Origin of the sequence: Pantoea sp. OXWO6B1 (genome assembly GCF_001641135.1) — a bacterium.
GTDB classification, from domain to species: domain Bacteria; phylum Pseudomonadota; class Gammaproteobacteria; order Enterobacterales; family Enterobacteriaceae; genus Pantoea; species Pantoea allii.
The window spans coordinates 3,633,448-3,657,946 of the sequence record NZ_LWLR01000001.1 but is presented as its reverse complement, the minus strand read 5'-3'; the positions used below and the strand labels follow the sequence as shown (position 1 = coordinate 3,657,946).

The window sequence follows — 24,499 nt, the reverse complement described above, 5'->3', positions numbered from 1 at the left end:
TAAGGGCTGTTAACATGAAAGCGACTACAAAAAAGAATGCGCTAACCTGGCTTAAAGAGGGCGGCATTTATGTCGTACTGCTGGTACTACTGGCTATTATTATTTTCCAGGACCCGACATTTTTAAGTTTAATGAACCTGAGTAACATTCTCACCCAGTCCTCGGTGCGTATTATTATCGCATTGGGCGTCGCCGGGCTGATTGTGACCCAGGGTACGGACCTGTCAGCAGGCCGTCAGGTGGGACTGGCGGCGGTTGTCGCGGCAACGCTGCTGCAGTCGATGGATAACGTCAATAAAGTGTTTCCACACATGGAAACTGTACCGATCCCAGTGGTTATTCTGATCGTCTGTGCAATTGGTGCAGTGATTGGGCTGGTTAACGGTATTATTATTGCCTATCTCAAAGTGACGCCTTTTATTACCACGCTCGGCACCATGATTATCGTTTACGGTATTAACTCCCTGTATTACGACTTTGTGGGTGCGTCACCTATCGCAGGCTTTTATGACGGCTTCTCAACCTTTACTCAGGGGTTCCTGCGTTTCGGTGATTTCAAGCTGTCGTACATCACGTTCTATGCGCTGGTTGCCATCGTTTTCGTCTGGATTCTGTGGAATAAAACCCGCTTTGGTAAAAACATTTTTGCCATTGGGGGCAATCCGGAAGCGGCGAAAGTCTCAGGCGTCAATGTTAACCTGAACCTGATTTTAATTTATGCCTTGTCCGGTGTGTTTTATGCCTTCGGCGGTATGCTGGAAGCGGGCCGTATCGGCTCAGCCACCAACAACCTCGGCTTTATGTATGAGTTAGATGCAATTGCAGCCTGCGTCGTCGGCGGGGTCTCCTTCGCCGGTGGTGTGGGTACCGTTGCGGGCGTGGTGACCGGTGTACTGATCTTTACCGTTATCAACTACGGTTTGACCTACATCGGTGTGAACCCTTACTGGCAGTACATCATCAAGGGCGGCATCATTATCTTTGCAGTGGCGCTCGACTCGCTGAAGTATTCGCGTAAAAAATAACAGCAGTGGCAATCATACAAGCGGCCTCCGGGCCGCTTTTTTTTGGGCCGTGCAAATGCGCGTCGTCAGCTGGTCTTTAGGCCGGGCACGGCCTTAATATCATCAGTTCATCAGCTAAAATCGCAAACCCGCAAACCCGCAAACCCGCAAACCCAGAAATCCGTAAGTCGATAAGTGCATAAACTGGCCAGTGAAGAACAGTCTCCTGCACGTCTGTTCGCCTTCAGCCCTCGACGGGCGCTGGATGCGATGTTGCCTTTTCGTATGATTTCTAACACTGAGAGTAGAACGGCAGGATGAAAAGATGGCAGGGCAGGAAGCGCCGTGCGAAGTCTCGTCAGCCCTTTCAGTTAAGGAAAAGCAGCACTGAGCTGACGGGATGACTAACGGCGTTTCTGTTCGAGTTCCAGCAGTTGTTCCGGGGTCACGGCCGGATAGCTTTGTGCATCTTCAGGTATCTCATGCACGGCAGGGATCGGTACCAGTGGGCCAAGGAAACGCGGTTCGCGCTTCAGCAAAAACAGATCCGCCAGCGCGCCGAGACGTGCACCCACTTCACGCATCCGCACGCTGAGCATATTTTTGGGGGACGGCACCGCATAGCACTGAGCCTGAATGCCGAGATGCAAGGCGATAAACAGTGCCCGCTCGCAGTGAAAGCGCTGGGTGATGATAATAAAGTCATTGGTATCAAATACCTTGCGCGTGCGCACAATCGAATCCAGGGTACGGAAGCCGGCATAGTCCAGCACGATATCAGCAGGATCGACACCGCCTTTAATCAAATCGCGCCGCATTGTCATCGGTTCGTTGTAGCTTTGCTGTGCATTGTCACCGCTCAACAGCAGGTAGTTAACTTTACCGCTGTTATAGGCGTTGAGCGCGCCCTGCATTCGGTAGAGGTAATACTGATTAATCACACCTGTGCGGTAATATTTCGCCGTTCCCAGCACAACGCCCACCTGACGATGGGGGAGCGACGCGAGGTTGTCATAAATATAAGGTGCCGTTTTCCAGCTGATCCAGCGATCAAGGCCGAACGCCGTCGCCACCATCGTTAAGATGATGAAAAGCAGAGCAATGAAAACGCGTTTCAGCATGCGCCTGAGCACTCGAGATCAGAAGTTTTGGTGGGACAAGGCTACTTGAGCTACACCTGCTAAGCAAGTTTACCCCGTTTGGCTGGTGTAAATTTGAGCTGCGCTGAATCAATGACGACCCAGCGCAGCAATTTTTAGATCGAGGTACGACGATAATGGCGGTATTGAGGCAGCCAGAAATTGTTCGCGATGGACTGTGACAGCACGTCTTCTGAGGTCACCACTGCCACGCCAGCCAGCTGCGCGGCTTTACCCACTTCCATGGCGATAATCTTCGACACACCCTGAATATCTTTGATTTCAGGCAGTACCGGCCCTTCACCGTCGTTCACCAGCGGTGAGCAATCCGCCAGCGCACGGCTGGCTGTCATCAGCATGGTATCGGTGACACGGGACGCGCCAGAGGCGATCACACCCAAACCGATACCCGGGAAGATGTACGAGTTGTTGCACTGCGCAATCGGGTAGGTTTTCCCGTTCCAGGAAACCGGTGAGAACGGGCTACCGGTGGCCACCAGCGCTGCACCATCGGTCCAGGCAATAATGTCTGCTGGGGTAGCTTCAACGCGCGAGGTTGGGTTGGAAAGCGGCATCACAATAGGACGTTTGCAGTGCTTATGCATCTCACGGATGATCTCTTCCGTGAACAGGCCAGGCTGACCTGACACACCGATTAAAATGTCGGGCTGTGCATTACGCACGACGTCCAGCAGGGAGATAGCGTCGCTTGACGTATCCCAGTCTTTAAGATTGTCGCTTTTCTGCACCAGCCTGCTCTGGAAATCCAGCAGGTTAGGCAGTTTGTCGGTCAGCAGACCAAAGCGATCCACCATCATAACGCGACTACGTGCTTCGTCGTCGCTCAGACCTTCCGACTTCATTTGGGCAACAATCTGCTCAGCAATACCACAACCGGCGGAACCTGCGCCCAGGAAGACGACCTTCTGCTCGCACAGGCGGCTTCCGGCAGCGCGGCTTGCGGCAATCAGGGTGCCGACGGTCACGGCAGCGGTGCCCTGAATGTCGTCATTGAAGCAGCATACTTCATCACGGTAGCGCTCCAGCAGCGGCATCGCGTTTTTCTGTGCAAAGTCTTCAAACTGCAACAGCACTTTCGGCCAGCGGCGTTTAACGGCCTGAATGAATTCATTTACAAAGGCGTCATATTCTTCACCGGTGATACGTGGATGACGCCATCCCATATACAAGGGATCGTTCAGCAGTTGCTGGTTATTGGTACCCACATCCAGCACAACGGGCAGCGTGTAAGCCGGGCTGATACCGCCACATGCGGTGTACAGTGACAACTTCCCGATTGGAATGCCCATACCGCCGATGCCCTGATCGCCCAGGCCAAGGATGCGCTCACCGTCAGTGACCACAATCACTTTTACGTTCTGCTTGGTGGCGTTTTGCAGCATGTCTTCGATGTGCGCACGATTGGGGTAGGAGATGAATACGCCGCGTGCGCGACGATAAATTTCCGAGAAATGTTCGCAGGCGGCACCGACGGTTGGGGTATAAATAATCGGCATCATCTCTTCGAGATGGTTGTCCAGCAGGCGGTAAAACAGCGTTTCGTTGGTGTCCTGAATGTTGCGCAGGTAAACATGTTTATCGTTATTGTTTTTAAAGTCCTGAAACTGACGCCATGCGCGTTTTGCCTGCTCTTCGATGGATTCTACTGCTTCAGGCAGTAAGCCATTGAGATTGAACTCATTGCGCTCTTCGATGCTGAAGGCGCTGCCTTTATTCAGCAGCGGAAATTCCAGCAAAATAGGGCCAGCATAGGGAATATATAGCGGGCGTTTACTTTCGTATTCGAGTTCCATGCAGTCATGCTCCGGTTGCAAGTTTTCCTGGCGCAATAATCAAAGAGTAGGGTGGACGCCAGTTTTATTGTGATGACGAAGGCCTGGCGCCAGATCCTATGAAATTTCTCGCCGATGTACAGCTTTTGTAAATAAAAGATTTAGAAACTGTTTAAAACCGTGCCGCACATTACGCTTTTGCCAGGGGCACCTGCGTCAGTTGATCGCAACCCAGCGCGCGTAATGTCGCCTGAGTAGCCGAAAACTGATCCAGAGCAGGCTGGTGCGTCTGGGCCAGTGCGGCGGCCTGGATATCGTGACAGGACTCACCTGCCATGTTCAGTAAAATCAGTGCGGCCTGCAGCGGCGGCAGGCTGGGATTGAACGCCGCGTTTTCTGCATAACGTCCGCTAAAAATACGGCCTGAGACGGTCTGTAACGCGACACCGCTAAACGCCCGGCTGTAAGGTGCATGAGAGCGATTGGCCGCCTTAACCGCGGCCTGAGCCAGCGCATCGCCCGTTACAACGTAGCCCTGGTCTACATCATCCATCAGGCGTTCCATAATCTGTAGATCACCCGGGCCAAACGCATCGGGCAGGTAATGCGCCAGCGTCTGTACGTCGCGCTGCGGCAGGCTGATGCGAATGTCTGTACCGCTGTTGAGTTCGTTCATGAACTGGCGACAGTGACCGCAAGGCGTGTAATTGACAGTGATGCTTTCAAGGCGCGATTCGCCACGCAGCCAGGCGTGGGTGATGGCGCTTTGCTCCGCATGAACGGTTTGCTGCATGGTCGCACCGGTAAACTCCATATTGGCACCGAAATACCAGTTACCGCTCACGCCACGCGCGATAGCACCGACGTTAAACTGCGACAGCGTCGCCACCGCGCAGGCGGCGGCGACCGGCAGCAGCGCCAGCGCCAGGGCATCTGCATCCAGTTTGGTTTGCGCCTGCAACAGGGTGACCTGCTCGGCCCGCAGCATCGCGTCAAATCCCGGCTCGTTCAGCACCGGGCGAAGCGCGGTTTGCAGCGTAGCGGGAAGTCCTTCAACGGCAGAGTGGAAACGTGGATGCATGGAAGCCTCATTCAATCATCAGAGCGGTATGCCAGACATCGGTTTATATGTGATCTCCGTCGCTCTGACAATGCAACATGTCTTACAGTTTTCAACTTTGCGAGATCTCTCCCAAAGTTTTAGCCAAACCAGTGCAGCAACAGCGGGAAAACAAAGGGAGCCAGCAACGAGGTGATGATGCCGCAAATCACCAATGCCAGCGAACTAAAGGCGCCTTCCTGAAAATCAATTTCCGCCGCCCGAGCCGTTCCCAGTGCATGAGAGGCATTACCAATCGCCAGGCCGCGTGCCGCTTTGCTCTTCACGCCTAACAGATTCAGTAGCATATGACCAAATACGGCGCCCAGCACGCCCGCGATCAACACACAAATCGCGCTAATCGCAGGAATGCCGTGCAGCGATTGGGAGACCGCCATGGCAATCGGGGTGGTCACCGATTTTGGCAAAATCGTGGCGGCGATTTCTGGGGTTGCGCCCATCCACAGCGCAATGGCGGTGCCCGAAATCATTGCCGTCAGGCTACCAATCACGCACACGCCGATAATGGATTTCCAGCGGGCACGGATTTGATGCATCTGTTCATACAGCGGCAGCGCCAGGGCCACCACCGCGGGTTGCAGCAGCTGATTCAGCACCTCGCTGCCAGCGAAATAACGGGCATAGGGCATGTGCAGTAACAGCAGGAGGGGAATAATCACGGCCATGGAAACCAGTAACGGATTCAGCAACGATATCTTCAGTCTTGCCGCCAGCTTGCGCGCCAGTAAAAACGCCCCGACAGTGAGTGGCAACGACCACCAAATATCACTCATCGTTAACCTCTTTGGCCGTAGGTCGTGAATGCAGTTTATGGGCACTTAACCCCACAATGGCAAGGACAGCGAAGGTACTGACAAGGCAGGAGACGACAACAGGACCGAATTGCGCGGTGAGGATATCGGTGTAATTCATGACGCCCACGCTGATGGGCACAAACAGCAGCGCCATATAGCGGATAATCAGATGACAGCCCGGCTTGACCCAACGCACGGGCAGGATTTGCGACGCAAGCAGCGCAAACATAATAAGCATGCCGATGATGCTGCCGGGCAGGGTGATGGGCAGCAGCAGGGCTATGCCGTTTCCTGCATATAAGCAAAGATAAATAATGATAAAAGCGCGCAGATAACGCCAACTCATCGTTAGCACGGTGTGCATGACAGGCTCCTGTTTTTAACGGGTTTTATCATACGCACTAACGGCCTGGCCTGCCAGCAATCAGCCGTGTGGCTGAAGCGCCATCCCCGGCGGTAAACCGCAGAGGATGGCCAGAGGACTATTTCACAGGCATGCCAGGTACGGCACCGCTGTCTACGGACAGGACAAACAGATCTTTGCCACCGGGGCCGGCAGACAGCACCATGCCTTCCGACACGCCAAACCGCATTTTACGCGGCGCAAGGTTGGCCACGATGATGGTCATCTTGCCGACCAGCACCGCGGGATCGGGATAGGCCGCACGAATGCCTGAGAAAATCTGGCGCTTCTCACCGCCCAGATCCAGCTCAAGACGCAGCAGTTTGTCTGACCCTTCGACTAATTCCGCTTTCTCAATCAGCGCGACGCGCATATCCACTTTGGCAAAATCGTCGATGGTAATGGTATCGCCAATGGGCGCATCCGCCAGTGGGCCGGTTACCGCCGGTTTATTGGCTTCTGCCGCATCCACTTTTGATGCCTCAATCAGGCCTTCAACCTTCGCCATTTCAATACGACCATAAAGCGCCTTAAATGGCGCGACCTGATGATTCAGCAGCGGCTGTTGAATCGCATCCCAGTGCAGTTCGCTGTTCAGGAACGCTTCAGCACGTTCGGTCAGTGATGGCAGCACCGGTTTCAGCCAGGTCATCAGGATGCGGAACAGGTTGATGCCCATTGAGCAAATGGCCTGCAGGTCTGCATCACGGCCTTCCTGCTTCGCCACCACCCAGGGTGCCTGCTCATCAACATAGCGATTCGCCAAATCGGCCAGCGCCATGATTTCACGAATGGCACGGCTGAATTCACGGCTCGCCCAGGCTTCACCAATCTTCTCTGATGCGTCCAGGAAGGTTTGATACAGGGCGGGATCGGCCAGTTCCGCTGACAGCTTGCCGTCAAAACGTTTAGTGATGAAACCGGCATTACGCGAGGCAAGGTTGACCACTTTGTTGACGATATCGGCGTTGACGCGCTGAACAAAATCTTCCAGGTTCAGGTCAATATCATCGATACGTGAAGAGAGCTTCGCCGCGTAGTAGTAGCGCAGGCTGTCGGCATCCAGATGCTGTAACCAGGTGCTGGCTTTGATAAAGGTCCCGCGTGACTTCGACATTTTTGCGCCATTGACGGTCACGTAACCATGCACAAACAGGTTATTCGGTTTACGGAAACCGCTGCCTTCCAGCATGGCCGGCCAGAACAGACTGTGGAAGTAGACAATGTCTTTACCGATGAAGTGATACAGCTCCGTGGTTGAATCCTGCTGCCAGAATTCGTCGAAGTTGATATCGCCACGCTTGTCACACAGGTTTTTAAACGATCCCATGTAGCCAATAGGTGCATCCAGCCAGACGTAGAAATATTTGCCCGGCGCGCCTGGGATTTCAAAGCCAAAGTAGGGCGCATCACGGGAGATATCCCACTGCTGCAGTCCCGACTCAAACCACTCCTGCATTTTGTTTGCGACCTGCTCCTGCAGTGCACCAGAACGCGTCCAGGCACGCAGCATTTCGCTGAACGACGGCAGATCAAAGAAGAAGTGTTCAGAGTCACGCAGGACCGGCGTCGCACCGGAAACCACGGATTTCGGGTCGATCAGCTCAGTCGGGCTGTAGGTCGCGCTGCACACTTCACAGTTATCACCGTATTGATCGGGTGACTTACATTTCGGGCAGGTGCCTTTGACGAAACGGTCCGGCAGGAACATGCCTTTTTCCGGATCGTACAGCTGAGAAATCGTGCGGTTTTTAATAAAACCGTTCTCTTTCAGGCGACCATAAATGAGCCCGGCAAGCTCACGGTTTTCATCGCCATGCGTAGAGTGATAGTTGTCATAGCTGATATTGAAACCGGCGAAATCTGTTTCATGCTCGTGTTTCATTTCAGCAATCATCTGCTCCGGCGCAATACCAAGCTGCTGCGCTTTCAGCATGATCGGTGTGCCGTGAGCGTCATCGGCGCAGATGAAGTAAACCTGATTGCCACGCATTCGCTGATAACGCACCCAAATGTCCGCCTGGATATGCTCGAGCATGTGACCGAGATGAATTGAGCCGTTTGCGTAAGGCAGGGCGCAGGTTACCAGAATTTTTTTAGCGACTTGAGTCATAGTTTGCGTAGCTTTCAGTTAAGTAAAAAAACGGGCTTAGATGGTAACCGATGGGCACAGCCGCGTAAACACAAGGGATTTCCCATGCGCAACAGCCCGCGAAACGATCGGCATCTGATAGAATTGTTATTACCTCGCTGGAACACAGCGCAAGCACAGCAGAAAAAGGAGTGGGGATGACAGCGCAATCCCGGGAACCGCATACACCAGAAGCCTTACGCGCCGTTGTGGTCGGCGTGCTGAGCAGCTTTGAACATCCGACGCTTCAACGTAACCTGATTGCCCTCAAGGCATTACATCATGTGGCGCTTCTCGATGGCACGCTGCACATTGAATTGCTGATGCCGTTTGCCTGGAACGGTGCGTTTGAAGACCTTAAAGCCGAAACCAGTGCTGAGCTGCTGAGGCTAAGCGGCGCTCAGGCGATTGACTGGCGCTTAAGTCATGATATCGCCACCCTGAAACGGGTTAAGAATCACCCTGGCGTCAACGGGGTGAAAAACATCATTGCCGTCAGCTCCGGTAAGGGCGGTGTTGGCAAATCGAGTACGGCAGTCAATCTGGCGTTGGCGTTGATAGCGGAAGGTGCGCGCGTGGGTATCCTTGATGCCGATATCTATGGCCCGTCCGTGCCTAACATGTTGGGTTGCGAAAAAGAGCGTCCCACGTCGCCCGACGGAACGCATATGGCCCCTGTTCTGTCCCACGGGCTGGCAACCAACTCCATCGGCTATCTCGTGACAGATGATAATGCGATGGTATGGCGCGGGCCGATGGCCAGCAAAGCGTTGATGCAGTTGCTTACCGAAACCCTGTGGCCAGACCTGGATTATCTGGTGCTGGATATGCCGCCAGGTACCGGCGATATTCAGCTCACCCTGGCGCAAAGTGTGCCGGTGACCGGCGCGCTGGTGGTAACCACGCCGCAGGATATTGCCCTGATCGATGCGCGCAAAGGCATGGTGATGTTTGAGAAAGTTAACGTGCCGGTGCTGGGCGTTGTTGAAAATATGAGCATTCATATTTGCAGCCAGTGCGGCCATCATGAACCGATTTTCGGCACGGGTGGTGCGCAACGGCTGGTGGACGATTATGGCACCCGGCTGCTGGCGCAGCTTCCGCTGCATATTCACCTGCGCGAAGACCTCGACGATGGCGAGCCCACCGTGATCCGTCGTCCACACAGCGAGTTCGCGGCACTTTATCGCCAGCTCGCTGGCCGGGTGGCTGCCCAGCTTTACTGGCAGGGCGAGGTGATTCCGGGCGATATCGCCTTTCGGGCGCTTTAGCGCGCGTCGGCATCGCTGGTGTAAAGCGAGGCCGCGGGATAGTGCATCAGCACATAGTTGCCCTGTTCGCTTTCACCCTGTGAAATGATTTTCCAGCCGCGCTGCAAATAAAAGGTTTGCGCGGCTTTATTCATTTCCAGGCACTTCAGTGCTCCGGTAGAGGTAAAGCGTGACTGCACCTCGTCAAGTAAAGCGCTGCCCACGCCACGACTCTGGAACGCAGGATCGACATACAGGCTATGCAGGAAGTTATCGTTTTCCATCAGCCCGGCAAAGCCCGCCCGATGACCGTCCAGTTCGGCAACCAGAACGGTTTCGCCAGGGATGATCCGATCAAAGTCTTCAAGCTGCCAGTCATCGTTTTCAATCCAGTTCCAGTTATGACGGCGTGCGGCCAAAAACAGGGTTCGCAAAAAAGGGCGATCGGCCTCAGTAAATAATCGAATATGCACATCATGCTCCGTTTAGTCTTTTTAACAAACCTGGCAGGGATTGCCAAAAAAGCAAAAGCAGAACAAATGTCATCTTTTTCACGGTACACTGCTCGATGGTGCCGTTTGGGGAGAATGCGGTGCGCCGTCGGTTTTTACGCGTGGTATTTGGCGCATAAGCAAGTAAAGAGTGACGTTACGAACAGCACCGCTCGCAAAAAAGCGGTTTTTTCCCTGAAAGATCATGACGATCGGCGTTTGATAGCTTTCGTTTATTTTATTGATAACGAGCGCTTATTAGATGTTGGCCCAGAAAATTTGTAACCTGCATCACATATTCTAAAGGAGGCCATCACATGTCCATTATCAATACCAAAATTAAGCCGTTCAAAAACAGCGCTTTTAAAAACGGCGAATTCATTGATGTAACCGAGAAAGACGTTGAAGGTAAATGGAGTGTTTTCTTCTTCTATCCAGCTGACTTCACTTTCGTTTGCCCGACCGAACTGGGCGACGTAGCGGATCACTACGAAGAGTTCCAGAAAATGGGCGTGGACATCTATTCCGTGTCTACCGATACCCACTTTACCCACAAAGCCTGGCACGGTTCTTCCGACACCATCGCTAAAATCAAATATGCAATGCTGGGCGATCCAACTGGCGCGCTGACCCGCAACTTCGACATCATGCGCGAAGACGAAGGTCTGGCTGACCGTGGTACGTTCATTGTTGACCCACAGGGTGTTATCCAGGCGGTAGAAATCACCGCTGAAGGTATCGGTCGTGATGCGTCTGATCTGCTGCGCAAAGTGAAAGCAGCACAGTACGTCGCGTCTCACCCAGGTGAAGTGTGCCCGGCAAAATGGAAAGAAGGTGATGCTACGCTAGCGCCGTCTCTGGACCTGGTTGGCAAAATCTAATTTCGCATCGATACGTCGATCATTTTCTCATCGGGTGCTGCGGCACCCGATTTTTTGACCAGGAACTCACTATGCTTGATACCAATTTAAAAACGCAGCTCAAAGCCTACCTTGAGAAACTCACCAAGCCTGTGGAGTTGATTGCGACGCTGGATGATGGCGCAAAATCAACGGAGATTCGCAATCTGTTGGTCGATATCGCGAGCTTGTCTGACAAAGTCAGCTTCCGTGAAGAGAACGATCGTCAGGTGCGTAAGCCCTCATTTTTAATCACCAACCCTGGTGCGAATAACGGCCCACGTTTTGCCGGTTCCCCGCTGGGTCACGAATTTACCTCACTGGTGCTGGCGTTGCTACAGACCGGTGGGCACCCGTCCAAAGAAGCGCAAAGCCTGCTCGATCAGATTGTGGCACTGGATGGGGATTTCCATTTCGAAACCTATTATTCACTGTCGTGCCACAACTGCCCGGATGTGGTGCAGGCATTAAACCTGATGGCGGTGCTGAATCCCCGCATCAGCCACACCGCGATTGACGGCGGTCTGTTCCAGAATGAAATTCAGGAACGCAATGTGATGGGCGTGCCTGCTGTCTATCTGAATGGCAAAGCCTTTGGTCAGGGACGTATGAGCCTGGCCGAGATCGTCAGTAAAGTTGACACCAATGCAGACAAGCGTGCAGCAGAAGAGCTGAACAAACGCGATGCTTACGAGGTTCTGATCGTCGGTAGCGGCCCGGCTGGCGCGGCTGCGGCCATCTATTCTGCACGTAAAGGCATTCGCACTGCGTTACTGGGCGAGCGTTTCGGTGGACAGGTACTGGATACCGTCGATATCGAAAATTACATTTCCGTCCAGAAAACGGAAGGGGCCAAACTGGCCGGCGCCCTGCGTGCCCACGTAGATGACTACAATGTGGACGTCATTGACAGCCAGAGCGCCATTAAACTGATTCCGTCTGCGGTCAAAGGCGGCTTGCACGCCATTGAAACCGCATCCGGCGCGGTCCTGAAATCACGCAGCATTATCCTTGCCACTGGTGCGCGCTGGCGCAACATGGGCGTGCCAGGCGAAGAACAATATCGCACCAAAGGCGTAACCTACTGCCCGCACTGTGACGGTCCTCTGTTTAAAGGCAAACGCACTGCGGTCATCGGTGGCGGTAACTCTGGTGTCGAAGCGGCTATCGATCTGGCGGGCATTGTTGAACACGTGACGCTGCTGGAGTTCGCCAGTGAAATGCGTGCGGACAAAGTGCTGCAGGACAAACTGCGAAGCCTGAAAAACGTGGATGTGATTCTTAATGCACAAACGACAGAAGTGAAAGGCGACGGCAGTAAAGTCACGGGCCTGCAATATCTGGATCGCACCAACCAGACTACCCATGAGCTGGCGCTGGCGGGCATTTTTGTTCAGATCGGCCTGCTGCCTAACACCAACTGGCTGGAAGGTGCGGTTGAACGCAACAAGATGGGCGAAATCATGATCGATGCGAAATGCGAAACCAGCCTGAAAGGCGTTTTCGCAGCAGGGGACTGCACCACCGTTCCTTATAAGCAAATCATTATTGCCAGCGGTGAAGGTTCAAAAGCCTCTTTGAGTGCGTTTGACTACCTGATTCGCACCCAGCCTGCGCACTAAGTTTTCGCGCGCATGATCAAGGCCCGGTAACCTGCGTTACAGGGCCTTTTTAGTATCCCGCCAGCGTCATTAACATCATCCACAGCGGCGTGGTTATCGCCGCGAAAAGCGTGGAAAACAGCATACTGGCGGCCGTCGTCCCGGTAATCACATTGAATTTCTGCGACATCAGATACACATTCACCCCAACCGCCATTGACCCCAGCAGCACCACAACTTTGCTTTCCAGCGCGGGCAGGCCGGTTAGCCAGGCAATCGCCCATACGCACAGCGGTTGCAGAATGAGCTTCAACGCACAGATGGTGTAACTCTCTTTCAAGCCTTCACGAATCCGGTAGTGCGCCAGGCTCATGCCAAGGGTGATCAGGGACAGGGGCGCAGCAATGGAGGCCAGCATGCGCAGAGGTTCGGCGGCAATAACGGGCAGTGGGCGCTGCAGCAGGCTCCAGGCGGTACCGGATAAAATCCCGATGATTAACGGATTTTTTAGCACGCTGATCAAGGTGCGTTTAAAGCCGCCCAGTGAAAAACTGCCCTGTTTTGACCATTCCACCGACACCGTTAATAACGTCCACAGTATCAGGCTGTTAAACACCAGCACCAGGGCGACGGAGGGCAGGGCCGCAGGCCCAAGCAGGACGGTGGCAACCGGAATCCCCAGCATCACATTGTTCGAGAACACACCGCCCAGGGCAAAGACCGATCCGGCTACGCCATCCAGTTGAAACAGGCGCGAGGCCACAATCCGCCCCACAATGAAGACCAACAGGCAACTGCCAAAAAACGCCAGCAGCAGGCGCACATCGACCGGAGGACTGTTATAAAAGTCACTCATGATGCGAAACAGCATGCAGGGCAGGGCGACGTTGAACACAAAACGGTTCATGCCTTCACTGACGGTAACGGGCCATTTGCCGAACCGGATAAGGCCGAATCCCAGAAAAATCAGGATAAACAACGGGGCCGAAAGATAAATCTGGTGTCCTAAAGTATCCAGCAGGAAAGGCATAAGCGTTCACACGTAAAAAATCATTGGACGTGAGATTAGCAAATTACGCCAGCAACGTAACCTGCCGGTCAGTACCAGGTCGCAATTTTATGATTAGCCCAGCCAGCGCCGCGCCTGTTCATCACTGATATCACGATAGTAAACACGGTGAATGACATCATCGCAATGTGTGCAGCGGGCAGAAATATAAGTGGAAAAATAGTGTCGACCAGAAGGAGAAACCGCACCCTGACGGGTTATGTTAATGTCGGTCCATCGGTGACGATGAGGAATAAGCGCTAAGAATCGCATCATGCTTCCTGTAAAGTATGAAGTGTTCTGTTTGTTTATTAACTACATGAATTATATGTTTTTTGTTGCGATGTCTAAGGCAGGCTTTATTTATAAAAAAGGCGGTGTAATAGATACGAATATTATTATTAAATAGCGGAAAAGTTTTCACGACTATTACGTATGAATTTACAGCCCGCAGCATTAAGCCTTTTTTTGTGAGGTTGGTGGTTGATCGAGATCATGCAAAACGTTTGCATATCCAATCGAAAAAATAATAAGTGCCTTGCTTAAAACAGGGTGCTTACTTATGCTTCTGTTCGTAACACGACTCGGGGTGCCCTTCTTCGTGAAGGCTGAGAAATACCCGTATTACCTGATCTGGATAATGCCAGCGTAGGGAAGTCCGATGCCTGACCGCATTCGCCTTCTTGTCCGCCGGTTGGGAGTTATGATGACACATCAACCGCAGCACCTTTCTGATGCGCAATGCGCGCCCATCCTGCAACAGTTTCGCCGTCAGTCACCGCTGGTGCACTGCATGACCAATGATGTGGTGCAAACGCTAACCGCTAACGTCTTACTCGCCCTTAATGCCTCGCCGGCCATGGTTATCGACGCTGAAGAAGCGGCGCAATTTAGCGCTATCGCCGATGCGCTGCTGATTAATGTCGGTACGCTAACCCACGATCGTAAGCAGGCGATGCAGGCTGCGGTGCTTGCAGCTAACCAGGCTGGCACGCCCTGGACGCTGGACCCGGTGGCGGTGGGCGCACTGACGCTGCGCACCGCGTTTTGCAAGCAGTTGCTCGCGCAGTCGCCTGCAGTGGTACGCGGCAATGCCTCAGAGATTCTGGCTCTGGCGCAGCAGGCCGCAGGCGGACGCGGTGTTGACAGCCTGCACCCGGCCGAAGCCGCACTGCAGGCAGCACAACAGCTGGCAAAAGCCTTTCATACCTGTGTGGTGGTGACCGGCGAAGTGGATTATGCCACTGACGGCACGCTGACCTGGGCGATTCCGGGCGGCTCGCCGTTAATGACGCGGGTGGTGGGCACTGGCTGTGCGCTTTCGGCGGTGGTTGCGGCCTTTGCCTGTTTGCCAGGTGACCGACTGATCAACATCGCCTGCGCCTGCCGGGTGATGGCGCTGGCCGGGGAAAAGGCCGCGCACGTAGCAGATGGACCGGGCAGCTTTGCGCCTGCTTTTCTGGATGCCCTCTGGACGCTGGAGGCGCGCGATGAAACGCATTAATGCCCTGACGATTGCAGGAACCGATCCCAGTGGCGGTGCCGGTATCCAGGCCGATTTAAAAACCTTCTCTGCACTGGGCGCGTACGGCACCAGTGTGATCACGGCGCTGGTGGCGCAGAATACCTGCGGCGTGCAGTCGGTATACCGTATTGCGCCTGAATTTGTGACCGCCCAACTGAACTCAGTGCTGGATGATGTGCGCATCGATAGTGCGAAGATTGGCATGCTCGCTGAAACGGACATTGTGGAGCGCGTGGCACATGGCCTGCAGCGGCGGGACATTCCTTTTGTGGTGCTGGATACGGTCATGGTGGCAAAAAGCGGTGATGCCCTGCTGAACCCGGATGCGATCGCCTGTGTACGTGAGCGCCTGTTGCCGCAGGTGTCATTGATTACACCTAACCTGCCTGAAGCCGCTGCATTGCTGGGATGTCAGGTGGCAGTCAATGAAGATGAGATGCTCACTCAGGGCGAAGCCTTGTTGCTGATGGGCTGTCAGGCGGTACTGATGAAAGGTGGTCATCTGGATGACGATGAAAGCCCGGACTGGCTGCTGACCCGGACAGGACGGCAGCGCTTTAGCAGCGTACGGGTAAATACGCGCCATACGCACGGCACCGGCTGCACGCTGTCCGCCGCGCTCGCAGCCTTGCGGCCGCGCCACCACAGCTGGGAAGCGACGATCAGCGAAGCGAAAGCCTGGCTACAGCAGGCGTTACTCGCCGCGGATTCGCTGGAGGTCGGCAACGGGATTGGACCGGTGCACCATTTTCATCAGTGGTGGTAGCCGCCATGCTTGCGCCTGGCTGTCCGGCAAGGCGTTAATCCTCGTCGAACCAGGCGCTGTTTTGCTTGATGACGGGGGTGATCGAAAACTTCATGGCCTGCAGATGGTGGCGCAGTGCTGCCTCTGCCATCTCGGGATCGCTTGCTTTCAGCGCGGCAAAAATAGCGTCATGCTGCTTAATCAGCGTTTCGGCGGGTGCAACGTCGTTCAGGGTTAAATAACGTACCCGGTCCATGGTGGCTTTGATGTTCTCTACCGTTTCCCATGCCAGCGGGCAGTTGATGCTCTCAGCGATCAGACGATGAAACTCATCATCCAGGCTTAAGAACATCTGACTGTCGCCACGGGCAGCCGTGATGCGCTGCAACTGCAGATTATGTTCCAGTGCCATCAGTCCCGGCTCACCGATTTCCTGAGCCGCACGGCGGATCACGGCAACCTCGACAGCCTCACGAATAAAACGGCCATCTTCGACCCGTTTAGCCGAGATCCTGCGGACAAAGGTGCCGCGCTGCGGCAGGATCTGCACCAGCCCCGCTTCCGCGAGCTTGATAAAGGCTTCACGCACCGGCTGACGAGAGAGGTTAAACCTTGCGGAAACCTCTTTTTCAGAAAGCGATGCGCCCGGCTGAATCACGCAGGTCACGATATCGCGGCGCAGGTAGCGGTAAACCTGCTGATTTACCGGCTCGCTGGTGGTGATGGTGTAAGAAAGTGTCATATTGCTGTCCATGTAAAAATCAGTCTGTCCGGGCGTTGGGCTATCGCATCAGTGCTGCGGCTGGCTTGCGGTAGCCTGCTGTACGCAGGCGCGTGCACCCTGTGCAGCAAGCTGTTGGTAACAGGCGGTAAGTTGTTTAACCAGCTCACCGTTTTTGGCAAGGTCATCGCCAAACACCCTGTTCAAGCGCAGCAAGGCCCGCACGCGTGCTTCACCCTCATCACTCTCGGCCACGCATGTCGCCAGTTGCGCTTTCAGCGGATCGCGGATCTCAATAGGCTCGCCTTTGTCATCGACCGCACTGACATAACGCATCCAGGCGGCAATGCCCAGCAACAGTAACGGGCAAGGCGTGCCGTTATTCAGGTGCCAGCGCAGGCTGTCCAGAAAGCGCTGGGGCAGTTTCTGCGTGCCGTCAGTTGCAATCTGATACGTCCGGTGTTTGATCGCGCGATTGGCAAATCGGGCAATTAAAGCATCGGCGTACGCGGGTAAATCAACGCCCTGAATAGTGAGCGTGGGTGCCTGCTCATTGACCATCAGTGCGCGAGCCGCTGCCCGAAACGCGTCATCTGCCATACAGTCGCTGATGTGTTCGTAACCGGCAAGATAGCCAAGGTAAGCTAAAAATGAGTGGCTGCCATTGAGCATGCGCAACTTCATCTGCTCAAACGGCAGGACATCCTGCACCAGTTCGGCACCCGCTTTATCCCAGTCAGGTCGGCTGCTGACGAAATTATCCTCAATGACCCATTGAAAGAAGGGTTCGGCTTCGACGGCCACCGGATCATGGGAACCGATGCGCAGACGTAACGCGTCAAACGCCGCGTCATTCATGGCGGGAACGATACGATCCACCATGGTGGAAGGAAAGGTGATGTTCTGTTGGATATACTCAGCCAGTAAGGGATCGTGCTGCTGGGCTAACTGCATAACGACATGACGCGTCACACGGCCATTTTCCGGCATATTATCGCAGGACATAACGCTAAACGGCGCTAAGCCGAGATCGCGACGGCGGCGGATTGCCGCAACAATCAGACCCGGCAGAGACTGCGGGTGTTCGGGATGCGCCAGGTCATGCTGAATATCGACATGCTGCAGGTCAAGGTTCCCGCTGGCGGGCAGGTGACAGTAGCCTTTCTCGGTGACGGTCATCGATACAATGGCGACATCAGGCTGGGACATCGCGTCAATCACGGCTTGGATACCGTCCGTTTTGCCGTGTAACGCGGCGGTGATAATGCCGATCACGCGGGTTTCCACCGCATCATCACTTTTCTCTGTCAGCGTGTAGAGCAGGTCTTGTTCACGCAGCGCCTGAATGAGTGCACCGCTGTTAAGGTTGACTTCACAGTATCCCCAGTCACTGCCGTGTTCGGCCAGCTTATCGCTGCATAACGCCTGATGTGCGCGATGAAACCGCACCAAAACCGATGTGCACCATGCGGGTTTTAAGCTGGCGACGGTTGTAGGCTGGGCGCTGGACATCAGCGGGAAGGTGGTCAGTTTGCAGCATAATGCATCCTTTTAGCGGAGAGGACGACAGGCCATTCCGGCGTTAAGGATGAAAAATTACGCGTCCTACTACTACCATACAAGTTGACGTAACAAAATTGTGAATGTAATCACGAACTGTTTACATTTAAGCCGGGAGCCTTCACTCCCGGCGCACTCAGTTCAGCAATGCGCACTGCGGTGGCAGACGGCAGCTTAACGCGCCCGGCATAACATCAATCGTGAATTCCTGCCCGGACAGCGGCTCGCCATCCAGATTAAATGTCATCTCGTGGGGCGAGCGAATCGTCAGGGACGATAAACGGGTCGAAATGATGCTGGGATTATCTTCATCGCCGCCGGTGAGGGAATGCAGCAGGGTGGGCAGTAACTCCTGCGCGGTGACCACGCTGACGTCGAGCAGGCCGTCATTAATCAACGCAGAAGGGCATAATCGCTGACCGCCGCCCGCCTGGCGACCATTGCCAATGCCGATGACCAGCGCATCGCCTTGCCAGTGGAAATCGGGCCCGCTGATTTCACAGCTGTCGGGTTTCAGGGTGTCCATGCGCATCAGGCCGTGAATAAAATAGGAAACCCCACCCAGCGCCGATTTCAGCTTTTCCGGCGTCTCGGTGGTAATGCGCGTGCCGAAACCGCCTGTAGCCATATTGATAAAGTAGTGACGCTGATTCACCCGGGCCAGATCGATGTCGTACGCTTTGCCCTGAATAGCCAGCCGTAAAGCCGGTTCGATCTCTTCGGGGATGCCGACGCTGGTGGCAAAATCGTTCGCCGTGCCCAGGGGAATAATCCCCAAGACAGGACGGTCGGCGACATTTACCGACGCCAGTGCGGTGGCGATTTCATTGACGGTGCCATCGCCGCCGCCCGCCACCACGGTGACCGCCTGTAATTCCAGCGCTTCTTCGACGTAGCGTTCGCCGTCGCCTTTTTCATATGTCACGCGCACGGCAATGTTGTAGCCCTCATCGCGCAGCTTAGTGACCGCTTCACGTAGATCATCATTGCCTGCGCCTTTACCGTTAAGGATCAGCAGCGTAAGCGATTCTTTGTCCATTATCTGTTCCTTGAAGATCTAAAGCGTAGGTAGTGGTTATAGCACAGCCTGGAGAGAAAAATGATGGGCGAAAGGGAGAAAAAAGAAAACCCGCACGGGGGAGCCGGGCGGGTGAATGAGGTGGATCCAGTTACAGCTGCTGATAATTGTTACTCATTGGTAGCAGGCAGCACTATAGAGCAGCAAAATTAAGCCGTCTGTGATCCTTCTCGTGCTTTTGTCAAAATGTGTCAACCTGTCACACCGGTGGCGTGAGGCGCGCGCGTATCCTGACCGTCGGTAAAATTGCGCAGCAGCAACGCAAATTGCAGATCGACCTGTGGAGGCACCTTCATCCAGACACGATGACCGTCTCCCGGCGCCACGTCCGTCGGCTCGCCCCGGCTGTTTTGTAAGGCATCCAGGGTACAAATCAGGTTACCAGAGGGCGTCATGATCTCCAGGCTGTCATGCAGGACGAATTTATTCTTCACCACGACTTCCGCCCAGCCATCGTGCTGCTCACCGCTGAATTCGCCGACAAACTGTTGGCGCTCAGAAACAGAATAGCCGTTCTGGTAATTTTGATAGCTGTCATGCGTATGGCGACGTAAGAAGCCTTCGGTATAGCCGCGATGCGCCAGACCTTCCAGGGTTTCCAGCAGGGCAGGATCAAAAGGTTTGCCGGCGGCGGCATCGTCAATCGCTTTGCGATAGACTTGCGCGGTGCGGGCGCAGTAATAATAAGATTTGGTTCGGCCTTCAATTTTTAATGAGTGAACGCCCATCTGGCTCAGCCGTTCAACGTGCGCCACGGCACGCAAATCTTTCGAATTCATGATGTAGGTGCCATGTTCATCTTCAAAGGCACTCATCATCTCGCCGGGTTTCATCTTCTCTTCCAGCAGAAAAACCTTGTCACTGGGTTGACCGATGCCCAGGGTTGGCGTGACATCCTGCACCGTCACCGGCTGATGGATTTCAACAATATTGCCGACGTCATCTTGTTTGGCCTCCTGCAACTGATATTCCCAGCGGCAGGCATTGGTACAGGTTCCCTGGTTCGGATCGCGTTTATTCATGTAGCCGGAAAGCAGACAGCGCCCGGAATATGCCATACACAGCGCGCCGTGCACGAAGACTTCCAGCTCCATGGTGGGCACCTGCTGTCGAATGTCGGCAATCTCTTCCAGCGACAGTTCACGTGACAAAATCACCCGACTCAGGCCCATCTGCTGCCAGAACTTCACGGTCGCCCAGTTAACGGCATTGGCCTGAACGGATAAGTGAATGGGCATGGCCGGAAAAGCCTCACGCACCAGCATGATCAAACCGGGATCGGACATAATCAGCGCGTCCGGCTGCATCTCAATCACCGGCGTTAAGTCGCGGATAAAGGTTTTTAGCTTGGCGTTATGCGGTGCGATATTGACGACGACGTAAAATTTTTTACCCAACGCATGGGCTTCGTTGATGCCTTTCGCCAGGTTTTCATGGCTGAATTCGTTGTTACGAACCCGCAGGCTGTAGCGTGGCTGGCCGGCATACACGGCATCTGCGCCGTAGGCAAAGGCATAACGCATATTCTTCAGCGTACCCGCTGGAGAAAGTAATTCTGGTTTCATGGCGTACTCACTGATGTCAGGTCAGTATGCCGCCTTGGGCGGCACGTGCAGGGGCGTTACCCCTGCGAAAGGTGCGGAATTGTAGGCAGTGAGAAAAAGGAAGTAAATTGATCTGAATCAATCTAAATCAAATGACAGATATCGGCTTCCCAGCGATAGCCCATGCCATACACGGCGCGAATGAAAGGCTGCTCGCTGTCCAGGTTTTCCAGCTTTCTGCGCAGGTTCTTGATATGACTGTCAATAGTGCGGTCAGTGACGACCCGATAATCGTCATAGAGGTGGTTTAACAGCTGCTCGCGTGAAAACACTTTTCCAGGCTCAAGGGACAGCGTTTTTAACAAGCGAAATTCCGCAGGTGTTAAGTCGAGTGGTTCATCGCGCCAGCTGGCCTGGAAGCGACTTTCATGCACTTTCAGCAGCGACGCAACCGGGGCTTCTTCAGGCGAACGTTTCACCCGACGCAAAATGGTTTTCACCCGCGCCACCACTTCACGCGGGCTGAACGGTTTACAGACGTAGTCATCCGCCCCAATTTCCAGCCCCAGCAGGCGATCGATTTCTTCTGTCCGCGCAGTTACCATAATAATCGGCAGTTCAGAGTCACGGCGGATTTCACGGCACAGTGTCAGGCCGTCCTTACCTGGCAGCATTAAATCCAGCAGGATCAGATCGGGCGGGGTCTGATGAACGTAGTCCAGCACCTCATTGCCATGCGCCAGATGGTGGGTACGGTAGTTGGACGCCTGTAAATAATCGATCATGAGTTGCGCCAGCTTGGGTTCATCCTCAACCACAAGGATTAGCGGATAGGTGTTTTCCTGATTCATAGTCTTCTAAACGGGAGGAACATAACGCAATTGTAGCGCGATTTTCAGTCCACCTAAATCAGCGTGCGTCGCGGTTATGGTTCCGCCATGCGCATCAACAATATTTTTACAGATTGCCAGACCCAAACCTGAGCCGCCGCTGGCCCGATTGCGGGACCCTTCGGTGCGGAAAAACCGTTCAAAAATTTGCGCCTGCTGATCGCCATCCACACCGGGTGCACTGTCCTCAACGGTGACGTGCCAGTAGGGTGCGTCATACCAGAGACGAACCTGAACCGTGCCGCCCGCATCGGTATAACGCAGGCTGTTTTCCAGCAGATTGATAAACAACTGCATCAGGCGATCGGGATCGCCAAAGAAGGGCGCATCTTCAGGCATAGCCAGTTTCAGTGTCAGGTCATGGGCACGGTAGCGTTCGGTAAAGTTGCCTGCGCTGACCTCAATGAGCTGCACCAAATCCGTGGCCTGCTTGCGGTAAGCCAGCGCACCCACGTCAGAAAGAGACAACTGATGCAGGTCGTCTACCAGCTTCGTCAGCAATGCAACTTCACTTTGCAATGAGGTAATGGCGTCGGGCGTCAGCTGACGAACGCCATCCTGCATCGCCTCCAGTTCACCGCGTAAAATAGCCAGCGGCGTTCGCAACTCATGAGAAATATCGGCCATAAACGCCCGGCGCATACTTTCATTTTTCTCCAGTGAGCTGGCCAGCAGGTTAAAGTCATGTGCCAGCTGGCCCAGTTCATCCTGGCTGCTGACTTCTACTCGGGTGGCTAAATTCCCCTCGGCCAGATGATGGGTACCGTCCACCAGCCTTTTTACCGGAGCCAGCAAGCCTCGCGCCATCAGCCAGGTCACCAGCGCGGCAAGCAGAGTTGACAAGCCGACGATATACCAGCTGGTTCGTCGCTGTTGCTGATCAAAATTAATGTCGGTACTGCGCGTCAGGCGTTCGGGCGGTGAGCTGATGATCCAGCCCACCACCTTGCCGTTGCTGGTGGTGATATTGTGGCGTATTCCCTCTGGCGGTACCTGTGAGCGCGGACCAACCATCACTTTATATTGCTGATCGAGCACCCAGAACTGGGTTCGCCAGCCGTGCGGCGGAAGCTGATTGTTGCTGTCGGGATTCTGCTCCAGCGAGCGCAGCATGGTAAAAATCAGTCGGTCATTGTTGCGCAGAAAATCCCAGTTGCCATGCTGTTCGTACTGATCGGCCAGCGCCGCGCCCAGCAAATTCAGTCGCTGTTCATTACCGCGTTTGATGTAGTCGACGAAGCCATGCTCAAAGCTCAGCCTTACGCCCCAGTGCATGGTAATCAGTACCAGCATGCAGGTGGAGAAAATAGCCATAAACAGCTTGGCACCGATGCCAACGCGCAGAAACGATCTCATTCACTTCTCCGGCGTCGCAGATCGACGCTTTTACTCTCTTCTTTCGGGACACGCCAGAACACCAGCGCAGGCAGAATAATGATCAGGGCCATACAGAGATAAACATAGATAAAGGCCTGGTGGCTTAACCCCTGTTGCCCCAGCGCCGACTGACCAAACGCGCCCAGCAGCAGGCCCGCGACGGTTACCCCGATACTCATTGAAAGCTGCATGATCATCGACAGCAGGCTGTTACCGCTGGATGCCAGATCGTCCGGCAGCTCTTTCAGCGTCAGCGTGTTCATTGAGGAGAAGCGAATCGCATTCACCATCCCTTGCAGGAATAACACCAGCGGCAGCATGGCCGTCCAGCCCAGCATCGCAACCAGCGGAAACAGCAACACCACCAACGCCAGACCGACGGTCGATCCCACCAGCACGTTGCGATAGCCGAACAGGTTAACGATACGGACCACGATGCGTTTCATGCCCATATTGCCAAGCACCATCGCAATCATCATTAAACCGGCATGAAACGGGCTGAAACCCATTCCGATCTGTAAAAAAAGCGGCGTCATAAAAGGTAACATCCCGCTGCCGATGCGGCCCGCCAGGCTACCGAGTAATCCGATGGAGAACACCCGATTATCAAACAGCTTCAGGCTAAACAGCGCATCGTCGTTGTGGCGCGCATGCAGCAGGTAAAACAGCAGGGAACCTGTGCCTGTCAGGATCATTGCCGCCAGCAACAACGCGGAGCCGCCGCTGCTGCGCTGGCCATCAAGCGCCAGCGTCAGGGTTGCCATGCCCGCAGCCAGCAGAACAAAACCCAAAAAATCGAAGCGTCTTGGCGGCATGGCGTAGTTGGGTAACAGCTTTAAGGTGGCGATAGCGCCGATCACGCCAACCGGGATATTAATCAGGAAAATCCAGTGCCAGCTGGCATATTCCACCAGCACCCCGCCGAGCGCCGGACCCAGTAGCGGACCAATCTGGCCGGGCAGGGTGACGAACGTCATGGCGGACATATATTGATCGCGCGGCACAATGCGCATCACCGTCAGCCTGCCTACCGGCACCATCATGGCCCCGCCGATGCCCTGCAGTACACGTGCCACGAGCAACTGATCCAGCGTGTGGGATAACCCGCACATCAGCGAACCCAGGCTGAACAGCACGATGGCGCTGAAGAAGATATTTCTGACGCCAAACCGATCGGCCAGCCAGCCACTCAGGGGCAGGGTGACCGCCACCGTTAACACGTAGGCGACAATGACCGAATGCATATGCAATGGGCTCACGCCCAGATCGTGGGCCATGGACGGGATGGCCGTATTGACGATGGTGGTATCCAGCGCCTGCATAAAGAAGCCAAAGGCGACAATCCATAACTGCCAGCGGACCGTTACGCTCTGCATGATAGTTACC

General features: G+C 54.5%; 22 protein-coding genes, 1 pseudogene and 1 riboswitch. Of the genes and pseudogenes, 7 read left to right on the top strand and 16 right to left on the bottom strand.

What is annotated here, in order from left to right; genetic code table 11:
• Positions 1 to 14 precede the first annotated feature (14 nt).
• The gene (gene mglC / locus A6A26_RS19165) at positions 15 to 1,025 is read left to right on the top strand and encodes a galactose/methyl galactoside ABC transporter permease MglC (protein ID WP_063880208.1); all 1,011 of its coding nucleotides are present in this window, start codon (positions 15 to 17) and stop codon (positions 1,023 to 1,025) included.
• 383 nt (positions 1,026 to 1,408) lie between these two features.
• Here the strand turns inward: mglC and sanA are convergent, their stop codons facing one another.
• From sanA to metG, 6 genes are all read right to left on the bottom strand, one after another.
• Positions 1,409 to 2,125, bottom strand: a complete 717-nt coding sequence (sanA, locus tag A6A26_RS19160) for an outer membrane permeability protein SanA (RefSeq protein WP_063880207.1) — start codon at positions 2,123 to 2,125, stop codon at positions 1,409 to 1,411.
• A 134-nt stretch (positions 2,126 to 2,259) separates the two neighbouring features.
• Complete coding sequence (locus tag A6A26_RS19155; RefSeq protein WP_063880206.1) at positions 2,260 to 3,957, bottom strand: NAD-dependent malic enzyme; 1,698 nt, start codon at positions 3,955 to 3,957, stop codon at positions 2,260 to 2,262.
• 169 nt (positions 3,958 to 4,126) lie between these two features.
• Complete coding sequence (gene cdd / locus A6A26_RS19150) at positions 4,127 to 5,017, bottom strand: cytidine deaminase (RefSeq protein ID WP_063880205.1); 891 nt, start codon at positions 5,015 to 5,017, stop codon at positions 4,127 to 4,129.
• 119 nt (positions 5,018 to 5,136) lie between these two features.
• Positions 5,137 to 5,829 carry a CidB/LrgB family autolysis modulator gene (locus A6A26_RS19145; protein WP_063880204.1) on the bottom strand — a complete coding sequence of 231 codons (693 nt, stop codon included), beginning with the start codon at positions 5,827 to 5,829 and terminating at the stop codon, positions 5,137 to 5,139.
• The gene (locus tag A6A26_RS19140) at positions 5,822 to 6,214 is read right to left on the bottom strand and encodes a CidA/LrgA family protein (protein ID WP_063880203.1); all 393 of its coding nucleotides are present in this window, start codon (positions 6,212 to 6,214) and stop codon (positions 5,822 to 5,824) included. The genes A6A26_RS19145 and A6A26_RS19140 overlap by 8 nt, the downstream gene beginning before the upstream one ends.
• 118 nt (positions 6,215 to 6,332) lie before the next feature.
• Positions 6,333 to 8,366 carry a methionine--tRNA ligase gene (gene metG, locus A6A26_RS19135; protein WP_063880202.1) on the bottom strand — a complete coding sequence of 678 codons (2,034 nt, stop codon included), beginning with the start codon at positions 8,364 to 8,366 and terminating at the stop codon, positions 6,333 to 6,335.
• 176 nt (positions 8,367 to 8,542) lie between these two features.
• On the opposite strand from metG, the gene apbC reads away from it, so the two are divergent.
• A complete protein-coding gene (gene apbC / locus A6A26_RS19130) occupies positions 8,543 to 9,655 on the top strand; it encodes an iron-sulfur cluster carrier protein ApbC (protein WP_063880201.1) in 1,113 nt (370 codons plus the stop codon).
• Here the strand turns inward: apbC and A6A26_RS19125 are convergent.
• Positions 9,652 to 10,107 (bottom strand): GNAT family N-acetyltransferase, encoded by a 456-nt coding sequence (locus tag A6A26_RS19125; protein ID WP_063880200.1) that lies wholly within the window; start codon positions 10,105 to 10,107, stop codon positions 9,652 to 9,654. The genes apbC and A6A26_RS19125 overlap by 4 nt on opposite strands.
• On the opposite strand from A6A26_RS19125, the gene A6A26_RS26075 reads away from it, so the two are divergent.
• The 3 genes from A6A26_RS26075 to ahpF all read left to right on the top strand — a co-directional run bounded on the left by A6A26_RS26075 (position 10,102) and on the right by ahpF (position 12,646).
• Positions 10,102 to 10,410 (top strand): hypothetical protein, encoded by a 309-nt coding sequence (locus A6A26_RS26075; protein ID WP_253851909.1) that lies wholly within the window; start codon positions 10,102 to 10,104, stop codon positions 10,408 to 10,410. The genes A6A26_RS19125 and A6A26_RS26075 overlap by 6 nt on opposite strands.
• Positions 10,411 to 10,442: 32 nt before the next feature.
• Positions 10,443 to 11,006 (top strand): alkyl hydroperoxide reductase subunit C, encoded by a 564-nt coding sequence (gene ahpC / locus A6A26_RS19115; RefSeq protein WP_063880198.1) that lies wholly within the window; start codon positions 10,443 to 10,445, stop codon positions 11,004 to 11,006.
• A 71-nt stretch (positions 11,007 to 11,077) separates the two neighbouring features.
• The gene (ahpF, locus tag A6A26_RS19110; RefSeq protein WP_063880197.1) at positions 11,078 to 12,646 is read left to right on the top strand and encodes an alkyl hydroperoxide reductase subunit F; all 1,569 of its coding nucleotides are present in this window, start codon (positions 11,078 to 11,080) and stop codon (positions 12,644 to 12,646) included.
• A gap of 49 nt (positions 12,647 to 12,695) precedes the next feature.
• Here ahpF and A6A26_RS19105 read toward each other — a convergent pair whose 3' ends face one another.
• The gene (locus tag A6A26_RS19105) at positions 12,696 to 13,655 is read right to left on the bottom strand and encodes an AEC family transporter (protein WP_063880196.1); all 960 of its coding nucleotides are present in this window, start codon (positions 13,653 to 13,655) and stop codon (positions 12,696 to 12,698) included.
• 93 nt (positions 13,656 to 13,748) lie between these two features.
• Positions 13,749 to 13,946: a hypothetical protein gene (locus A6A26_RS19100; RefSeq protein ID WP_063880195.1), complete on the bottom strand. Its 198-nt coding sequence runs from the start codon at positions 13,944 to 13,946 to the stop codon at positions 13,749 to 13,751.
• A gap of 302 nt (positions 13,947 to 14,248) precedes the next feature.
• A riboswitch (TPP riboswitch) is annotated at positions 14,249 to 14,345 on the top strand.
• Positions 14,346 to 14,376: 31 nt separating this feature from the next.
• Between A6A26_RS19100 and thiM the strand changes: the two genes are divergently transcribed.
• Together thiM and thiD are read left to right on the top strand one after the other, a co-directional pair.
• Positions 14,377 to 15,177 (top strand): hydroxyethylthiazole kinase, encoded by an 801-nt coding sequence (thiM, locus tag A6A26_RS19095; RefSeq protein ID WP_253851908.1) that lies wholly within the window; start codon positions 14,377 to 14,379, stop codon positions 15,175 to 15,177.
• Complete coding sequence (gene thiD / locus A6A26_RS19090; RefSeq protein WP_063880193.1) at positions 15,164 to 15,964, top strand: bifunctional hydroxymethylpyrimidine kinase/phosphomethylpyrimidine kinase; 801 nt, start codon at positions 15,164 to 15,166, stop codon at positions 15,962 to 15,964. The genes thiM and thiD overlap by 14 nt, the downstream gene beginning before the upstream one ends.
• 34 nt (positions 15,965 to 15,998) lie before the next feature.
• Here the strand turns inward: thiD and A6A26_RS19085 are convergent, their stop codons facing one another.
• The 7 genes and pseudogenes from A6A26_RS19085 to mdtD all read right to left on the bottom strand — a co-directional run bounded on the left by A6A26_RS19085 (position 15,999) and on the right by mdtD (position 24,489).
• The gene (locus tag A6A26_RS19085; protein ID WP_063881215.1) at positions 15,999 to 16,685 is read right to left on the bottom strand and encodes a GntR family transcriptional regulator; all 687 of its coding nucleotides are present in this window, start codon (positions 16,683 to 16,685) and stop codon (positions 15,999 to 16,001) included.
• A gap of 48 nt (positions 16,686 to 16,733) precedes the next feature.
• A pseudogene (locus A6A26_RS19080) lies at positions 16,734 to 18,204 on the bottom strand (mannitol dehydrogenase family protein).
• Positions 18,205 to 18,360: 156 nt separating this feature from the next.
• Positions 18,361 to 19,263: a lipid kinase YegS gene (yegS, locus tag A6A26_RS19075; RefSeq protein WP_063880192.1), complete on the bottom strand. Its 903-nt coding sequence runs from the start codon at positions 19,261 to 19,263 to the stop codon at positions 18,361 to 18,363.
• Positions 19,264 to 19,493: 230 nt separating this feature from the next.
• Positions 19,494 to 20,867 (bottom strand): prephenate-dependent tRNA uridine(34) hydroxylase TrhP, encoded by a 1,374-nt coding sequence (gene yegQ, locus A6A26_RS19070; protein WP_063880191.1) that lies wholly within the window; start codon positions 20,865 to 20,867, stop codon positions 19,494 to 19,496.
• Positions 20,868 to 20,989: 122 nt separating this feature from the next.
• Positions 20,990 to 21,697: an envelope stress response regulator BaeR gene (baeR, locus tag A6A26_RS19065; protein WP_063880190.1), complete on the bottom strand. Its 708-nt coding sequence runs from the start codon at positions 21,695 to 21,697 to the stop codon at positions 20,990 to 20,992.
• Between the two features lie 6 nt (positions 21,698 to 21,703).
• The gene (gene baeS, locus A6A26_RS19060; RefSeq protein ID WP_063880189.1) at positions 21,704 to 23,092 is read right to left on the bottom strand and encodes an envelope stress sensor histidine kinase BaeS; all 1,389 of its coding nucleotides are present in this window, start codon (positions 23,090 to 23,092) and stop codon (positions 21,704 to 21,706) included.
• Positions 23,089 to 24,489 (bottom strand): multidrug transporter subunit MdtD, encoded by a 1,401-nt coding sequence (mdtD, locus tag A6A26_RS19055; protein WP_063880188.1) that lies wholly within the window; start codon positions 24,487 to 24,489, stop codon positions 23,089 to 23,091. The genes baeS and mdtD overlap by 4 nt, the downstream gene beginning before the upstream one ends.
• Positions 24,490 to 24,499 lie beyond the last annotated feature (10 nt).

Coding starts and splice junctions, on each gene's coding strand:
- mglC (WP_063880208.1), top strand. CDS start 15: ATGAAAGCGACTACAAAAAAGAATGCGCTAACCTGGCTTAAAGAGGGC.
- sanA (WP_063880207.1), bottom strand. CDS start 2,125: ATGCTGAAACGCGTTTTCATTGCTCTGCTTTTCATCATCTTAACGATG.
- A6A26_RS19155 (WP_063880206.1), bottom strand. CDS start 3,957: ATGGAACTCGAATACGAAAGTAAACGCCCGCTATATATTCCCTATGCT.
- cdd (WP_063880205.1), bottom strand. CDS start 5,017: ATGCATCCACGTTTCCACTCTGCCGTTGAAGGACTTCCCGCTACGCTG.
- A6A26_RS19145 (WP_063880204.1), bottom strand. CDS start 5,829: ATGAGTGATATTTGGTGGTCGTTGCCACTCACTGTCGGGGCGTTTTTA.
- A6A26_RS19140 (WP_063880203.1), bottom strand. CDS start 6,214: ATGCACACCGTGCTAACGATGAGTTGGCGTTATCTGCGCGCTTTTATC.
- metG (WP_063880202.1), bottom strand. CDS start 8,366: ATGACTCAAGTCGCTAAAAAAATTCTGGTAACCTGCGCCCTGCCTTAC.
- apbC (WP_063880201.1), top strand. CDS start 8,543: ATGACAGCGCAATCCCGGGAACCGCATACACCAGAAGCCTTACGCGCC.
- A6A26_RS26075 (WP_253851909.1), top strand. CDS start 10,102: ATGCACATCATGCTCCGTTTAGTCTTTTTAACAAACCTGGCAGGGATT.
- ahpC (WP_063880198.1), top strand. CDS start 10,443: ATGTCCATTATCAATACCAAAATTAAGCCGTTCAAAAACAGCGCTTTT.
- ahpF (WP_063880197.1), top strand. CDS start 11,078: ATGCTTGATACCAATTTAAAAACGCAGCTCAAAGCCTACCTTGAGAAA.
- A6A26_RS19105 (WP_063880196.1), bottom strand. CDS start 13,655: ATGCCTTTCCTGCTGGATACTTTAGGACACCAGATTTATCTTTCGGCC.
- A6A26_RS19100 (WP_063880195.1), bottom strand. CDS start 13,946: ATGCGATTCTTAGCGCTTATTCCTCATCGTCACCGATGGACCGACATT.
- thiM (WP_253851908.1), top strand. CDS start 14,377: ATGATGACACATCAACCGCAGCACCTTTCTGATGCGCAATGCGCGCCC.
- thiD (WP_063880193.1), top strand. CDS start 15,164: ATGAAACGCATTAATGCCCTGACGATTGCAGGAACCGATCCCAGTGGC.
- A6A26_RS19085 (WP_063881215.1), bottom strand. CDS start 16,685: ATGACACTTTCTTACACCATCACCACCAGCGAGCCGGTAAATCAGCAG.
- yegS (WP_063880192.1), bottom strand. CDS start 19,263: ATGGACAAAGAATCGCTTACGCTGCTGATCCTTAACGGTAAAGGCGCA.
- yegQ (WP_063880191.1), bottom strand. CDS start 20,867: ATGAAACCAGAATTACTTTCTCCAGCGGGTACGCTGAAGAATATGCGT.
- baeR (WP_063880190.1), bottom strand. CDS start 21,697: ATGAATCAGGAAAACACCTATCCGCTAATCCTTGTGGTTGAGGATGAA.
- baeS (WP_063880189.1), bottom strand. CDS start 23,092: ATGAGATCGTTTCTGCGCGTTGGCATCGGTGCCAAGCTGTTTATGGCT.
- mdtD (WP_063880188.1), bottom strand. CDS start 24,489: ATGCAGAGCGTAACGGTCCGCTGGCAGTTATGGATTGTCGCCTTTGGC.